This window comes from Streptomyces sp. NPDC006551 (assembly GCF_040611675.1).
Taxonomy (GTDB): domain Bacteria; phylum Actinomycetota; class Actinomycetes; order Streptomycetales; family Streptomycetaceae; genus Streptomyces.
Genome location: NZ_JBEXOT010000035.1, coordinates 12,475 through 27,188 on the forward strand (window position 1 = coordinate 12,475; position 14,714 = coordinate 27,188).

Here is a 14,714-nt window from a genome sequence, read left to right on the forward strand (position 1 = left end):
GAGGTCCGGCCGCGGGGGTCTTCCGCTCACCAGTCCCGTGAGTGGTGAGCGCCCCGGTGGGCGCCGCGGCGGGCTCCCCGGCGTGCCTGCCGGCCGGAGGGCGGCCGGGACGACCAGTTGGCGGGCTCGCCGTAGGCGGCGGAGCGGCGCGGCGCGGGCACGCCGGGCCGGTGTCCGCGCTGGGCGGCGGGCCGCTGCCAGTCGGGTTCGCCCATGACGAGCAGGGGGTCGAACATGACGACGACCGCCGCCAGGAGGAGGAATACGGCGGGACCGATCAGCATCGGCAACAGCAGCGAGGTGGCGGGGTCGGCGACGCCGCCGCCGCCGAGGGTGACCGTGTCGTGGAGGTGGACGTGGACCGCCGCCATGGCGGTGTAGTGCATACCACTCACGGCGAGGCCCATCACCATGCTGGCGCCGAGGCTGGCCAGAAATCCGTGCACCGAGACGGCGGCCCAGAGGGCGGCGGTGGCGGCCACGACCGCGATGACGACGGAGAGCGCGACGGTGAGGGTGTCGTACTCGATGCGCCCCTGGAGCCGCATTCCGGCCATGCCGAGGTAGTGCATCGTGGCGATGCCGAGGCCGGTGATCGTGCCGCCGGTGACCAGGGTGAGGGGGGTGGCGCCGCGGTAGCCGACGATGAAGATGCCGATGCCGACCATCAGGACGGCGACGCCCAGGCTGGCGAAGGTGAGGGGTTTGTCGTAGCTGATGGGGGCCTGGCGGACGGAGAAGCCCATCATGGCGATGAAGTGCATCGTCCAGATGCCGGTGCCGATCGAGGTGGCTCCCAGCGCCAGCCAGCCGGCCTTGAAGGTGTCCCGGTTGCGGAGCGATCTGGTGGTGCAGCGCAGGCCCAGGGCGCCGCCGAGGCAGGCCATGAGATAGGCGGCCACCGGGGTGACGAGGCCGTAACTGAATCCGTCGACCGTGCCCTGCATGAGCGTGTGTCCTCCACCCGTGGCGCAACGTCGTCCGAAAACAGTCGGTACCGCTGAGTAGTACTACGGGGCGAGATTATGGCGCGCGGGAGGCCCGGCGACCATGAGGTCCGGGAATTGGCGTGGGTGAGACCCCAGCGAGACCGGTCCGTGATGTCAGTGGCGGGTCGTACCGTGAGCGGCATGGACTCCACGGTGGAATGGGCGGTGGTCGACAGCGGCATCGGCCCGCTGTTGCTGGCCGCGACCGAGCGCGGCCTGGTGAGCGTCGTCTTCCACGCCCGCGAGGGTGTGCGCGAGAGGGCGCTGGAACGGCTGGCTGGGCAGCTCGGGGCGGAGCCGGCGGAGAGCGCCACGGGCCGGCTCGCCGAGCCGATACGGCAGCTCGCGGAGTACTTCTCCGGTGGGCGGCGGGAGTTCCGGGTCCCTCTGGACTGGGCGTTGACGACCGGGTTCAACCGGCAGGTGCTGCGCGAGCTGGCGGGCGGGGTGCCGTACGGGACGGTCGTGGGGTACGGCGACCTCGCCCGCAGCGTCGGGCAGCCGGGCGCGGCGCAGGCGGTCGGGGCGGCGATGGGCGCCAATCCGCTGCCGGTGGTCGTGCCGTGCCATCGCGTGGTGGAGAGCGACGGCGGTCTCGGTGGGTTCGGCGGTGGGCTGGAGACGAAGCGGACGCTGCTCGCCCTGGAGGGTGTGCTGCCGCAGCCGCTGTTCTGAGCGGCCCCGACGGGACCTCCGCGCGTGCCCCCTGGGGGTATGTGGGGGTGGCGTTCCCCTTCGGCGGGATGGCTGGCACACTCACGTAAGTGACCAAGACGCCCGACGCCCCTGACGCGCCCGACGCCACTCCTCCCGGCGGTATGTCCGCCTCCGTCACGGCTGCCGAACTGCCGTCGGTGCGCCGACGGATCCAGGCCGTCCTGATCGCCAGCCAGATTCTCGGCGGGCTGGGCATCGCCATCGGGGTTGCGCTCGCCGCCGTGCTGGCCACGGACGTCAGCGGCACGGAGGCCCTGTCGGGTCTGGCGTCGACGGCGGCGGTGGCCGGTCCGGCCCTGCTCGCCATGCCGCTGGCCGCGCTGATGGCCGCCCGGGGACGCCGTTCCGGACTCGTGCTCGCCTATCTGGTGGGGGCGCTGGGGGCCGGGGTCGTCGTCCTCGGGGCGGTCATCGACAACTTCCCGCTGCTCCTGGTGGGGCTGGTCGGCTTCGGCGCCGGGTCCTCTGCCAACCTGGCGGCCCGGTTCGCCGCCGCCGACCTCGCGGAACCGGACCGCCGGGGCCGTGCCATCGCCACGGTGGTGTGGGCGACGACGATCGGAGCCGTCCTCGGCCCGAACGTCGCGGCGCCGGCCGGAGAGAGCGTCTCGGGCCTCGGCATTCCGGCGACGGCGGGGCCATTCGTCTGGGCGGCCGGGGTGTTCCTGGCAGCCGCCGCCATGGTGGCGCTGTTGCTGCGCCCGGACCCGCTGCTCACCGCCCGCGCTCTGGCCGGCCCCGAGGAGAGCGAGGAGGCCGACGGCCGCTCCCTCAAGGCGGGGATGCGGGCCGTACGGGCCTCGTCGCGGGCCCGCCTCGCCCTGGTCACCGTGGCCGTCTCGCACACCGCGATGGTCTCGATCATGTCGATGACCCCGGTGGCGCTGAGCCATCACGGGGCGGGCATCCAGTTGATCGGCCTGGTGATCAGCGGCCACATCGCGGGTATGTACGCCTTCTCACCGGTCATGGGCTGGCTCTCTGACCGGCTGGGCCGGCTGTCCGTGATCGGCCTGGCGGTCGGTCTGCTCTCGGCGGCCGCGCTCCTCGCGGGCACGGCGGGGGCGAGCCACCCCCAGACCGCCGCGGGCCTGTTCCTGCTGGGCCTCGGCTGGTCCGCGGGCCTGGTGTCGGGTTCGGCGCTTCTGACGGACTCGGTCCCCCAGGCGGCCAGGGCGGCGGTCCAGGGTCTCTCGGACTTCACCATGAACACGGCGGCGGGGATCGGCGGCCTGACGGCGGGTCTGATCGTCGCCAAGGCGGGCTACGGCTGGCTGAACGCGGTGGGCGCGTGTCTGCTGCTGCCGATGGCGGCGCTGGCGGTACGGGGAGCGGTACGGCGGGGCTGACGGGCCCACGCGGGCGGCGGAGGCGGGGAGCGGAGGCGGAGGCGGCGGGCACGGAGGCGGCACCGGCGCCGGGTCAGCGCGGCAGCGCGGGGGACGTCGCGCCGGACAGCAGCAGGCGCGGCGCGCCCGTGCCGTCGGCGGGGACGGTCCACACGGCGTCCTCGTGCCCGTAGGCGAGCGTGGCGTCATCCGTCCAGACCGCCTGGTCGTCGATGCTCCGCCGCTCCGCGACGGGGTGTTCGCGCAGGGTGCGCAGGTCGAGGACGTGCAGCCGCCAGGGGGCCTTCGGGTCGTCGGAGACCTTCTTCTTGAAGGCGATCCGGGTGTCGTCCGGTGACAGCGACGGGCATTCGACGTTCTCCCGCAGGGCCCGGGCCGACCAGGTCCGCAGGTCGCCCTCGATGAGATGGGTGCGGCCCTTCGTGGCGACGGTGGCGTAGAAGCGGTTGTCGTCGCGCGCGAAGGAGACGCCCCAGTAGTTGACGTCGGGGGCGTGGTAGCGGCGGCCGCCGAGGGTGAGCGGGATCTGTTCCATGTTCTTGACCAGATAGCCGGTGCGCAGGTCGAGGATCGAGGTCCTGGTCGAGAAGGCGGAGGTGGCGTACGAGTCGCCCGTGGCGAACATGGTCCAGGAGAGCATCCGTCCCGAGGCGGAGACGCGGGCCCGGTTGGGGATGCCGGGCAGCGCGATCCGGCGCAGTTCGCGCAGCCGCCGGTCGAGCACGAGGGCGTACGAGCGGGGCGGGACCCCGGGCCGCCGCTGGAGGCAGAGCGCGGTGCCGCCGACGGCGTGGAATCGGTCGCAGACCGGTCCGCCGAGCACCCGGGAGTCGGGGGCGGAGGCCGGGTCGTGGCGGGCGACCCGGCCCGTGGCGGTGTCGCGGACGTACAACCGCCCCCGGGGGCCGTCGAGAGCGAAGGCCGGGTCGCCCCCGGCCGCCTCCACGCGCGCGGAGGTCCGTTCGGCGGCCCGGAGGGTGTAGACGGTGGCCCCGCAGACGAGCAGGAGGACGGCGAGCACGAGTGCCCGGAGTCGCGCGCGGGGAGGAGAGCCGTTCATGACGGGGGCCTTTCGGATGGCGGGGCGTCGGGCAGCAGGCACCGGGCGCCCGCGAGTGCCGCCACCAGCCCGGCGACGGCGAGGACGAGAGCGATGGACGGCCCCCACACCGTCCAGGCGGCCCCGAATCCGGCCGCCGCGAGCAGCCGGGCCAGCGCTTGGACGGTCTGGACGAGGGCGAGCCCGGACGCCCTTCGCCCGGCCGGGAGCAACGGTCCGGTCAGCGCCATCAGGACCCCGTCCGTGGTGGCGTAGAAGACCCCGAGCAGGCCGAGGACGAGCCCCAGCACCACCAGGTCGGGGCCGGGGGCGAGGAGGAGGACGTACGCGAGGAGCAGGGCGCCGTGCCCGTACAGGAAGGGGCGACGGCGCCCGATCCGGTCGGCGAGCCGGCCGGCCGGGACGGCCAGCAGCAGATAGGCCGCCGCGGCGCCCAGCGGCAGGAACGGGAACCAGGTGACGGCCAGGTCGAGCCGCCGCTGGAGCAGCAGATAGAGGAACGCGTCTCCGACGGTGACGGCGCCGAGCAGCGCGGTGGCGCCGAGGACCCTCCGGTAGCGCACGGAGCGCAGCGGTGCGAGCAGCACGGCCGCCGGCGGCCGTGGGTCCCGGCTCGCGCGGCCGGCCGCCGGTCCGTCCGGTACGAGCACCACGAGGAGCAGCACTCCGGCCACGCCCGTGCAGAAGCTGACGACGAAGACGGCGTCGTACGCGTCCGCCGTCGCCCACAGCAGGGCGAAGGCGGCGAGCGGGGCGAGGAGGGCGCCGGTCGTGTCCATCGCCCTGTGGACGCCAAAGGCGCGGCCCAGGCCGTCGGGCGGGCTGCTGAGGGTGATGAGCGCGTCGCGCGGTGCGGTACGGATGCCCTTGCCGAGCCGGTCGCCGGCGAGCGCGGCCGCGATCCAGCCCGTGGCGCCGCCCGCGAGGAGCAGTCCGAGCCGGGAGCAGGCGGAGAGCGCGTATCCGAGCCCGGCGACCCGCTTGTGGCGGCCTCCCCGGTCGGCCGCGTGACCGCCGAGGAGCCGGACGAGCGCGGTGGCACCGTTGAAGAGGCCGTCGAGCAGGCCGAACTGGAGCGGGGAGAGGCCGAGCCCGACCACGAGGTACAGGGGCAGGACGGCCGTCACCATCTCCGAGGAGACGTCGGTGACGAGGCTGACCGTGCCCAGCGCGAGAACGGTGCCGGAGACGCGCCGCCGCACCCCTGGGCGGGGCGGCGGCGCGTCCGGGCGACCGGTGGTCGCCAGGTACATCAGTGGCAGGTGTAGGTCGGACCGGAGTCCTTGACCTGGCCGTCGGTGCCGACGTACTGCCAGGTGTACGTCGTGTCGGTGAAGTCCAGCTTCAGGACGCCGTACGTTCCGCTGATCCGCTTCTGGCTGTGGGGCTGGACCGTCTCGATCGGGTAGGGCTCGGCGCCGCCCATGCCGCCGACGATCTCCACGATGCCGTCGGGGGTGGCCCGCCCCGACGGGTCCTGGGGCGCGAACCGCTCGTAGTGGTGGTCGTGCCCGTTGAGGACGAGGTCGGCCTTCGCCCCGTACAGGATCTGCCAGACGGGCTTGGAGACGGGGTCGTTGCCGTGGCCGCCGGAGGAGTACAGCGGGTGGTGGAAGTAGGCGGCGACGCAGCCCTTGGTGTTGCGGGCGAGATCGTCCTTGAGCCACTGGATCTGCGCGGAGTCGTCGAAGGAGTTGGAGTCGAGGGCGACGAAGTGCCAGTTGCCCTCGTCGTAGCTGTAGTACGGCTTGCCCTGCGGGTAGGCGAGGGCGCCGAAGTACGCCTTGTAGCCGGCGAGCGGGCCGGCCGGGTCGTAGGTCTCGTGGTTGCCGGGCACCGGGCGCGTCTTCGCCTTGAACACGCCCCAGGTCTTGTCGTAGTAGGCCCGGAAGTCGGAGAGCAGGGCGTCGTCGTACTGGTTGTCGCCCATCGTCAGATAGAACTTCGGGTTGATCCGCTGTGCCTGGGCGGCGGTCCTGGGGTGGGCGCAGGAGCTGCTGGAGGCGGTGCACTGGGCGGCGATGTCACCGGCCGCGACGACCGTGAAGGCGCCGGAGGGAGGGGGGCCGCCGTCCAGCGTGCCGTACACCTCTACTTCGTAGAGGGAGTAGCCGTACGACGTGCCGCGCGCGGTGCCGTACACGCGCAGATGCCGGCCCTTGCCGGTGAGCCCGGTCCAGTCGTCGGTGCCGCCGTTGCCGGCGGTCTCGGTGGCGAGCCGGGTCCAGGTGGCCCCGTCGGCGGAGATCTCGACGCGGTACGCCTTGGCGTAGGCAGCCTCCCAGGAGAGACGGACGCGCGAGACGGTGGCGGCCGCGCCGAGGTCGACCCGGATCCACTGGGGGTCGGAGCCCTCGGCGCTGGCCCAGCGGGTGGACGGGTCTCCGTCGAAGGCCTTGCCCGCGGGGAAGGTGGAGTTCTCGACGGACGAGGAAGTGGCGGGCTTGCCACGGGAGATCAGCGGGTCGGCGGCGGCTCCGGCGCGGCCGGGGGAGGCGAGCAGCAGCCCGCCGACCAGCAGGAGCACGGCGGCGAGGAGGAGGGACGGGGTGAGGTGGGGGACGCGGGTGAGGGGGGTGGTGCGGCGTGGTGGGGCGGAGGCGTACAGGCGCATACCTGGGCTCCCTGGCCTTGAGGACGGCGAGAGCTGGACACCGGTGCGGCACACCGCGCCCCTGACCGGGAAGTCCGTGCGGGGGCGCGGAACATGGGCAGGGTGCGGCGTACGGCGGCCGGGTCAGAGCTCTCGCTGAGCGCGTCACGCCCACGGGGGTCGGGCGCCGCGCCAAGCCGCTGAGCGGGAGGGTAGCTGATAGGAAACCTTCCTACCACCCCCTCGACCGCCTTCCCTATACGCGAGGTCGGGCAGCCTCAGAGGCTGATGTGGTACGCCTTGCGCAGCGTCTCGTGGACGGTCCAGGTGGTCCGGTCGCCCTCGCGCAGCACACAGGCGTCACCGGGCCCGAGCTCCAGCGTGTCGCCTCCCTCGACGGCGACGGTGGCGCGTCCGCTGACGACGACGAAGAGCTCGTCGGCCTCGGTGTCGGTCACCACGCCGGGCGTGATCTGCCAGATGCCGCGCACCTGCCTGCCGTCGGCCGACTCCCAGAGGACCTTGCCGGTCACCTCGGGTGTGCCCGAGACGACCTGGGCGGGGTCGAGCGGCTCCGGCTCCAGCTCCGCGTCGAAGATGTGCACGGCGAAGGAGGGGTGATCATGTGTCGTCATGGGCGGTGACTGTAACGGGGCGCCGGCCCCGCCCCGCCGTCGGGACCGGTGAAAACCGGGGGACCCCGCCACGTCACCGATGGATGTCGCCGCTGGTCGGGGGCGTCGCCTTTGGTGCGCCCAATGTTGGTCGGGGGGAATGCGGCGAGAGCCCTGACAGCATGGCGTGAGCGCGTCAAACTCACCCTGAACTCCTCCCCCACCGCCGACAGGAGAGTGCGATGCCGTCGTCAGCCTCCCTTCCCCGCACGCTCACCCTGACCGCCACCGCCCTGCTGGCGGCCGCCGCGATCGCCCCCTCGGCGCATGCGGCGCCGCGCGCCGCCGCCGAACCCGCACCGGCCGCCCCCGGCGCCTCCTACAAGGCGGCGCACGACACCCTCGGTCCGCAGCACCTCACTCCGGCCCAGCGGAGACTGAGCGACGCCAAGCAGGCGGAGGCGGCGAGATCGTACGAAGGAGCCCGGCTCCAGGGCGCGCTCGCCGGATACAAGCTCTCCGGCGGCCTCCACCAGTCGCAGAAGACCTCCTACTGGTGCGGCCCGGCCACCCTGGTGATCGCCCAGTCCGCCCGTGACGAGGTCGCGGGCCGGTCCCAGCAGGACGCGGCCACCCTCCTCAAGACGAACACCAACGGCACGGCCTGGTACGGCATCAACATCAACGTCCCCAGTCCGACCGGCTACCCGATGGCCGACGCGCTCAACCACCGTCTCCCCGGCGCCGGTTACGTACCCAAGGCGCTGCCCTACACCCCGACCGCCACCGACAAGGCGAACTTCAGACAGCACATCACCCACAACACCGACAACGACTACGCCATCGCGGGCAACGCCTGGGAGGTGCCGGGCGGTCCCCATCTCGTCGGCCACCCCAACATCGAGATCTTCCACTGGGTCGCGATCGACGGGTACAACACCGACACCGCCGCCGCGCAGGTCAACTACCTCGACCCGGTGGGGGGCGTGAGCACGAGCGTGATCTCCTGGGCGGGCTCCGTCCCCAAGTCGGCGCACATCTCGTCCGACACCCTCACCACCATCATGGGCGGCCGTGGGTACGTCTGGTAGGACCCTTCCGGCCTCCCTGGCCGTGCTGCTGACGGGCATCCTGCTGGCAGGGTGCTCGTCGGCACGGCCCGCCCCCGGCCCGACGCCCGACCCCACGCCCTCCCCCACCGCTCGACCTGCCGATCGACCGACCGATCGACCGACCGCCCTCACCGCCGCCTGCGAGGTACCGCTGCCCGCCGCCTGGCGTTCCGCCTTCGACGCGGGAGAGCTGCGCGCGCCGGACGGCGAGCGGGCCGTCCTCACCGACGCGGGGCCCGGCTGGACCGCCGTCCAGCTCACCGGCGGCGGACAGCGGCGCGCGGCCCTGATCCGGACGGGCTCGGCGCCCCGCACCCTGCTCCCCCTCGCCGATCCCGTCGAACACCAGCTCCTCGCCGCCGACTTCGACGGTCGCCGGTGGGCCGCGTTCGCCGTCCTCGAAGGCCGGACGCTGGACAGCCCGTGGAGCCTGTACGTCTGGGACGCCGGCACGGGAAAGGCGAAGCGCCTCGCGCGCGCCGACGGGCCGGGGCCCCTCCCCCGGCCCGTCGTCCGCGACGGCACGGTCCACTGGGCCCAAGGGGTGGGCGGCGGAAAGGCGACCGTGTACGCGGCTCCGGCCACGGGCGGAACCCCGCGCGCTCTGCGTACGGGGGTGATGGACACGCCGTTCGCCGCCGGAGAGCTGCTGGTGTGGCGCGAGTCCGCCGGCTCCGGCACGCGGCTGACCGCCGTGTCCCCGAAGGACGGGCGGGCGGTCCCGCTGCCCGCTCCCCTCGCCGCGCTCCGGAACATCCGGTCCGTCGTCTCCGACGGCCGGACCTGGGCCTGGGTCGCGGGTGAGTCCGAGCCCCGGCTCATGGTGTGGCGTACGGGAGAACCGCGACCGACAGCGGCCGTCACCAGGCCGCCGGCCGTCGACGGCATGGACCAGCTCCGGATCAGCGGCCGACTGGTCACCTGGCGCACACCGGAGACCTCCTACGCCCTGGACCTCGGCTCCGGCTCGTACGCGCGGATCACCCCCGCGTACGGATACGCGCAGGCGGCGGGCGGGGCGCTGGCGCTCGCGTACAGCGTGGGGAATCCCAAGGCGAGCGGCTCCCGGGCGGTGGTCCAGGTGGTGGACGCCGGCCGGCTGCCGGGGCTGCCGCGCTGTGGCTGAAGATCGCCACCGATGTTTGACCGGACCGCCGTCGCGCCAGAGATGGGACATGTCCACACAGGTGTCCGAAGAGGTACGGGAGGCGCTCCACGAGGGCCGTCCCGTGGTCGCGCTCGAATCCACGATCATCGCCCACGGCCTGCCGCGCCCGCGCAACCTGGCCGTGGCGCGGGAGTTGGAGGGCCTGGTACGGGAGGGCGGGGCCGTGCCCGCCACCGTCGCCGTGATCGACGGGGTGGCCCATGTCGGTCTGGACGACGCCCGGTTGACCCGGATCGCGGAGGACCCGGCGGTACGGAAGCTGGGACACCGCGATCTGGCGCCCGCGCTGGCGACGGGGGCGACCGGGGCGACGACCGTCTCCGGGACCGCCTGGCTGGCGCACTCCGCCGGTATACGGGTCTTCGCGACCGGCGGGCTCGGCGGTGTCCACCGGGAGTGGAGCGAGAGCCAGGACGAGTCGGCCGACCTGCGGCTGCTCTCCCGGGTCGGGGTCACGGTCGTCTGCGCGGGTGTGAAGTCGATTCTCGACGTCCCGGCGACGCTGCAGCGCCTGGAGACCCTGGGTGTGGCGGTCGTCGGGTACGGCACGGAGCACTTCCCCGGCTTCTATCTGGCCTCCTCCGGCGAGCCGGTGGACTGGACGCTGCGGACGCCCGAGGAGGTGGCCGGAGTGATACGCGCCCAGGACGAGCTGGGTGAGCCGTCCGCCGCGCTGATCGTGGCCAACCCGGTGGCCGTGGCGGACCAGCTGGATCCCGGGCTGCACGACCGGGTCCTCGCCCAGGGCCTCGCCGCGGCGAGGGAGAAGGGGGTCACGGGGCAGGCGGTGACGCCGTTCCTGCTCGAATACCTGACGGTGCACACGGACGGGGCGTCCCTGGAGGCCAACCTCGCGGCGGTGCGGGGCAACGTACGGCTCGCGGCGCGGATCGCGACGGCGTACGCCGAAGGGGGCGCATGAGGGGCCTGCTGGTCGTCGGCGACGTGGTCACCGATGTCGTCGCCCGGCACCGGAGCCCGCTCGCGACCGCGACCGACACGGCGGCCGAGATCCGCACACTGCCAGGCGGTGCGGGCGCCAACGTCGCCTGCTGGGCGGTGCGTTCGGGCTGCCCGGACGTGCGTCTGCTCGGCCGGGTCGGGACCGACGCGGCCGACTGGCACGAGGGGGCCCTGCGGGCGGCGGGCGTGCGCCCACTGCTGGTCAGGGACGCCGAGGCCGCCACGGCCACGGTGATAGCGCTGGTCGACGCGGGCGCCGAGCGCACGTTCCTGACCGACAGCGGCGCCGCGCTGCGTCTGTCCCCCGCCGACTGGTCGCCCGCGTTCCTCGACGGAGTCGCCCATCTTCACCTGTCCGGGTACCTCTTCTTCGCCGCGGCGAGCCGCGCGACGGCGCGGCGGGCGCTGCTGGACGCACGGGAGGCGGGGGTCCCCGTGAGCGTGGACCCGGCCTCCGCGGGGTTCCTGGCGGAGTTGGGCGCGGACCGTTTCCTGGCGGAGGTCGAGGGCGCGGAGGTGCTGTTCCCCAACGCCGACGAGGCCCGGCTGCTGACCGGGCACGCCGGACCGGCCGAGGCCGCGGCGGCGTTGAGCCGGATCTTCCCGCTGGTGGCGGTCACCGTGGGCGGGAAGGGCGCTCTGGTCGCCGAGTCGGGGGCGGTGACGGCCGAGGTCGCGGCGCCGGCCGTCCGGCCGGTGGACTCCACGGGCGCGGGCGACGCCTTCACCGGGGCCTTCCTGGCGGCCCGGCTGGCGGGCGCGGACGCGCGGAAGGCGGCGGAGTCCGGATGCCGGGCGGGCGCGGAGGCGGTGATCTCGGTGGGTGGCCGCCCTATGACGGCTGGTTCCTGAGGCCCGTCCAGGCCGGGTGGCGGGGGTCGTCGGCGCGGACGACGACGTCGGCGGCGTCGGAGGGGCCGACCTCGCGCTCGTACCGTTCGAAGGCGGGCAGCGTCCAGGGGTCCTCGGTGCGGCGGGCGAGGGCGGCCGGGGAGAGCCGCAGGTGCACGGTCAGGTCGAAGGGGAACCAGTGCCCGAGCAGGAACGGGCCGTGCAGCAACAGCACCCCACCGGGTGGCAGGGTGACGTACGCGCTGCGGGTCGCCCGGTCGGTGACGGGGTCCCAGAGGTCGGGCAGCACGCGCCCGCTGCCGTCGGCCTCCAGCGGCCCGAAGACCTCACGCCAGAGCGCCCCCGTGTCGAACCAGCCGCTGTAGTACGCGTCGGGGTCCCGCTTCCCGTACTCGTACCGCAGCGACGCGGGCCGCAGGAACCCGCCGGTCCCCACCACCAGCACGGCCCGACCGCGCAGCCGCAGGGCGGCCCCGATCCGCTCGGCGGTCTCCCCGGTGGGGGCCGTGGGCGCGCCGTCGATCCCGACCTTGAGCCAGTCGCCGCCGCCGGGGGCCGTCCCGTCGAGGTGCGCGGCCAGGGCGTCGGCCAATCGCTCCCAGGTGATCGCTTGAAATCGCACAGACGTCATAGTGACGGTTCGCTCAGGTCGGGAAGGTGAAGCGGCACCCCGAAACGCTCGGCGAGGGCCCGTGCCGTCTCGACGACGCCGCCCTCGGAGGCGTACCAGGAGGCGACGCACCGCTCGGAATCGGCCAGGACGGCGTCGAGGGCGAGCCTCCAGCCGAAGCTGTCCCCGTCCCACTCCATCCGGAAGGCGACGGGCCGGCCCGGCAGCGCCTCGACCTTGGCCGCCACGCTGTCCACGTCCTGCGGAGGCAGGGGTACGAGCCGGTCGGCGAGAATCTCCATCCGCACACAGACGAGGTGCAGGCAGTCGTTGAGTGTGGGCACGGGTGGCGCGAGGGCCGACTCGAGCATCGCCTGAATGGCCTGGAGGCGCCGCCGTTCGACGACGAGCGCGTCCACGCGCTCGCGCGTCTCCCACGGCAGCGCCGCCCACAGTTCGACAGGGTCCATGGCGTGACCTTGACACGGGCCCCATGGCAGGGGCACCGGGTTTTCGCCCGAGAGCAGCGCGCTCCGCCCGGATTCCCGCGTCCGGTGTCAGGGGACGCGGAGGGTCTCTTCCAGTTCGGCCCGGCCCGTCGTTACCGCCTCCGCGAGCGTCAGCTCTCCGCTCGCCAGGGCCCGGCAGGTCGCCGTGTCCGTCCGCAGGAAGGCGTCGGCCGCCTCCGCCGGCCCGTCGCCGTACGCGGCGGTGCCGTCGCTCCCGATCCGCACATGGAACTCGCCCTCGTCGAGCGTCACGTGGGTGATGCCCGGCCCCCGCTCCTCCAGCGCGCGCAGCAGGGGGATCGCGAACCAGTGCGCCCGTACGGCGTCGGTCGGCCTCGGTTCGCCGAGAGCGGGCGCTCCCCACTCCGCCAGGGCACGCAGGACGGGCAGCAACGCACCGCCACGGTCGGTGAGTTCGTACACGTACGCCGAGGCGGGCGGCGGCAGCCTGCGGCGGGTGACGAGGTCGGCGGCCTCCATGTCCTTGAGGCGCCCGGCCAGCATGTCCGTGCTGACGCCGGGCAGATCGGCGTGCAGGTCGGTGTAGCGGCGCGGCCCCGCGAGGAGTTCACGGACGATCAGCAGCGTCCAGCGGTCGCCGACGGCATCGAGGGCGCGGGCGGCGGCGCAGTGCTGGTCATAGCTTCGACGACGTGGCATGCGACGCAGTCTAGACAAGTTGTTGGACTTTCCAAGCTGGAACTTGGTAAAACCAAGCATCAAGTCCTTTGGGGAGGTCGTCGCATGGAGTTCCGGCAGTCGAGCAAGCTGAGCGAGGTCTGCTACGAGATTCGCGGCCCGGTGATCGAGCACGCCAACGCCCTGGAGGAGGCCGGTCACAGCGTCCTGCGCCTCAACACCGGCAACCCGGCGCTCTTCGGCTTCGAGGCTCCCGAGGAGATCGTCCAGGACATGATCCGGATGCTCCCGAAGGCCCATGGGTACACCGACTCGCGCGGTGTCCTCTCCGCCCGTCGCGCCGTCGCCCAGCGCTACCAGGCCCTGGGCCTGCCCGACGTCGACGTGGACGACGTCTTCCTCGGCAACGGCGTCTCGGAGCTGATCTCCATGGCCGTCCAGGCGCTCCTGGAGGACGGCGACGAGGTCCTGGTCCCCGCCCCCGACTACCCCCTGTGGACGGCGGTGACCACCCTCGCGGGCGGCAAGGCGGTGCACTACCTCTGCGACGAGTCGGCCGACTGGTACCCGGACCTCGACGACATGGCCGCGAAGATCACCGACCGGACCAGGGCGGTCGTGATCATCAATCCCAACAACCCCACCGGCGCGGTGTATCCGCGTGAGATCGTCGAGGGCATCCTCGACCTCGCCCGCCGCCACCAGTTGATGGTCCTCGCCGACGAGATCTACGACCAGATCGTCTACGACGACGCCGTCCACCACACCGCCGCCGCCCTCGCCCCCGACCTCGTCGTCCTCACCTTCTCCGGACTCTCCAAGACGTACCGGGTCGCGGGCTTCCGCTCCGGCTGGCTGGTCGTCACCGGCCCCAAGCAGCACGCGAGGAGCTATCTGGAGGGGCTGACGATGCTGGCCTCCATGCGGCTGTGCCCCAACGCCCCCGCGCAGTACGCCATCCAGGCTGCGCTCGGCGGCCGGCAGTCGATCCACGAGCTGACCGCCCCGGGTGGCAGACTGCGCGAACAGCGCGACAGGGCGTGGGAGAAGCTCAACGAGATCCCCGGCGTCTCCTGCGTGAAGCCGAAGGGCGCGCTCTACGCGTTCCCGCGCCTCGACCCCGCCGTGCACAAGATCCACGACGACGAGAAGTTCGTCCTCGACCTGCTGCTGCGGGAGAAGATCCAGGTGGTGCAGGGCACCGGCTTCAACTGGCCGCGCCCGGACCACTTCCGCATCCTGACGCTGCCGTACGCCGACGATCTCGACGCGGCGATCAGCCGCATCGGCCGCTTCCTGGGCGGCTATCGCCAGTGACCGCGGCCCGGGAACGGGAGCGGGCCCGAGGGCGTAGCCTGCCCCCGGGCCCTGTCGATGCCGCTCACATCACACGCCGGCACGCTTGAGAGCCCGGGTCAGTCGTCATTGCGTCGCGTCCTGCCATTGGACCACCGCCGATCGAAGCTCGGCGGACCAGATTCGAACTGGCATTTCGACGCACCAGGGCCCGGGCCCGGTCGATCCGGCGATGAGCGGCGA

Annotated in this window: 15 protein-coding genes; 7 read left to right on the plus strand and 8 right to left on the minus strand. The window is 73.2% G+C overall.

Going from position 1 to position 14,714, the window contains the following annotated elements; genetic code table 11:
• Positions 1-26 precede the first annotated feature (26 nt).
• On the minus strand, positions 27-947 hold the full coding sequence (locus tag ABZY12_RS25720) for an MHYT domain-containing protein (RefSeq protein WP_356894229.1): 921 nt from the start codon (positions 945-947) through the stop codon (positions 27-29).
• A 153-nt stretch (positions 948-1,100) separates the two neighbouring features.
• On the opposite strand from ABZY12_RS25720, the gene ABZY12_RS25725 reads away from it, so the two are divergent.
• Both ABZY12_RS25725 and ABZY12_RS25730 read left to right on the plus strand, forming a co-directional pair.
• Entirely contained in the window at positions 1,101-1,664 is a 564-nt protein-coding gene (locus tag ABZY12_RS25725) for a methylated-DNA--[protein]-cysteine S-methyltransferase (RefSeq protein WP_356894231.1), read from the plus strand.
• Positions 1,665-1,807: 143 nt separating this feature from the next.
• The gene (locus ABZY12_RS25730; RefSeq protein WP_356894333.1) at positions 1,808-3,055 is read left to right on the plus strand and encodes an MFS transporter; all 1,248 of its coding nucleotides are present in this window, start codon (positions 1,808-1,810) and stop codon (positions 3,053-3,055) included.
• A 73-nt stretch (positions 3,056-3,128) separates the two neighbouring features.
• On the opposite strand, the gene ABZY12_RS25735 is transcribed toward ABZY12_RS25730, so the two are convergent.
• From ABZY12_RS25735 to ABZY12_RS25750, 4 genes are all read right to left on the minus strand, one after another.
• The gene (locus ABZY12_RS25735) at positions 3,129-4,115 is read right to left on the minus strand and encodes a hypothetical protein (RefSeq protein ID WP_356894233.1); all 987 of its coding nucleotides are present in this window, start codon (positions 4,113-4,115) and stop codon (positions 3,129-3,131) included.
• Positions 4,112-5,368, minus strand: a complete 1,257-nt coding sequence (locus ABZY12_RS25740; RefSeq protein ID WP_356894235.1) for an MFS transporter — start codon at positions 5,366-5,368, stop codon at positions 4,112-4,114. Before ABZY12_RS25740 ends, ABZY12_RS25735 begins: the two co-directional genes overlap by 4 nt.
• Entirely contained in the window at positions 5,368-6,729 is a 1,362-nt protein-coding gene (locus ABZY12_RS25745) for a discoidin domain-containing protein (RefSeq protein WP_356894237.1), read from the minus strand. The genes ABZY12_RS25740 and ABZY12_RS25745 overlap by 1 nt, the downstream gene beginning before the upstream one ends.
• 257 nt (positions 6,730-6,986) lie before the next feature.
• Entirely contained in the window at positions 6,987-7,343 is a 357-nt protein-coding gene (locus ABZY12_RS25750) for a cupin domain-containing protein (protein ID WP_356894239.1), read from the minus strand.
• A 221-nt stretch (positions 7,344-7,564) separates the two neighbouring features.
• Between ABZY12_RS25750 and ABZY12_RS25755 the strand changes: the two genes are divergently transcribed.
• Genes ABZY12_RS25755 through ABZY12_RS25770 form a run of 4 tightly spaced genes read left to right on the plus strand, consistent with a single transcriptional unit; the run spans position 7,565 to position 11,417 of the window.
• The gene (locus ABZY12_RS25755; RefSeq protein ID WP_356894241.1) at positions 7,565-8,413 is read left to right on the plus strand and encodes a hypothetical protein; all 849 of its coding nucleotides are present in this window, start codon (positions 7,565-7,567) and stop codon (positions 8,411-8,413) included.
• The gene (locus ABZY12_RS25760) at positions 8,397-9,560 is read left to right on the plus strand and encodes a hypothetical protein (RefSeq protein WP_356894243.1); all 1,164 of its coding nucleotides are present in this window, start codon (positions 8,397-8,399) and stop codon (positions 9,558-9,560) included. The genes ABZY12_RS25755 and ABZY12_RS25760 overlap by 17 nt, the downstream gene beginning before the upstream one ends.
• Before the next feature lie 49 nt (positions 9,561-9,609).
• Complete coding sequence (locus tag ABZY12_RS25765) at positions 9,610-10,524, plus strand: pseudouridine-5'-phosphate glycosidase (protein ID WP_356894245.1); 915 nt, start codon at positions 9,610-9,612, stop codon at positions 10,522-10,524.
• On the plus strand, positions 10,521-11,417 hold the full coding sequence (locus tag ABZY12_RS25770; RefSeq protein WP_356894247.1) for a PfkB family carbohydrate kinase: 897 nt from the start codon (positions 10,521-10,523) through the stop codon (positions 11,415-11,417). Before ABZY12_RS25765 ends, ABZY12_RS25770 begins: the two co-directional genes overlap by 4 nt.
• Here the strand turns inward: ABZY12_RS25770 and ABZY12_RS25775 are convergent.
• From ABZY12_RS25775 to ABZY12_RS25785, 3 genes are all read right to left on the minus strand, one after another.
• Positions 11,398-12,039: a uridine kinase gene (locus tag ABZY12_RS25775; protein ID WP_356894249.1), complete on the minus strand. Its 642-nt coding sequence runs from the start codon at positions 12,037-12,039 to the stop codon at positions 11,398-11,400. The two genes, ABZY12_RS25770 and ABZY12_RS25775, sit on opposite strands and share 20 nt — an antisense overlap.
• 5 nt (positions 12,040-12,044) lie before the next feature.
• The gene (locus ABZY12_RS25780) at positions 12,045-12,497 is read right to left on the minus strand and encodes a hypothetical protein (RefSeq protein WP_356894251.1); all 453 of its coding nucleotides are present in this window, start codon (positions 12,495-12,497) and stop codon (positions 12,045-12,047) included.
• An 87-nt stretch (positions 12,498-12,584) separates the two neighbouring features.
• Positions 12,585-13,196, minus strand: coding sequence for a helix-turn-helix domain-containing protein (locus ABZY12_RS25785; protein WP_356894253.1), 612 nt, complete (start codon positions 13,194-13,196; stop codon positions 12,585-12,587).
• Positions 13,197-13,280: 84 nt separating this feature from the next.
• Here ABZY12_RS25785 and ABZY12_RS25790 point away from each other — a divergent pair, with 84 nt between their 5' ends.
• Positions 13,281-14,492: a pyridoxal phosphate-dependent aminotransferase gene (locus ABZY12_RS25790; protein ID WP_356894255.1), complete on the plus strand. Its 1,212-nt coding sequence runs from the start codon at positions 13,281-13,283 to the stop codon at positions 14,490-14,492.
• Positions 14,493-14,714 lie beyond the last annotated feature (222 nt).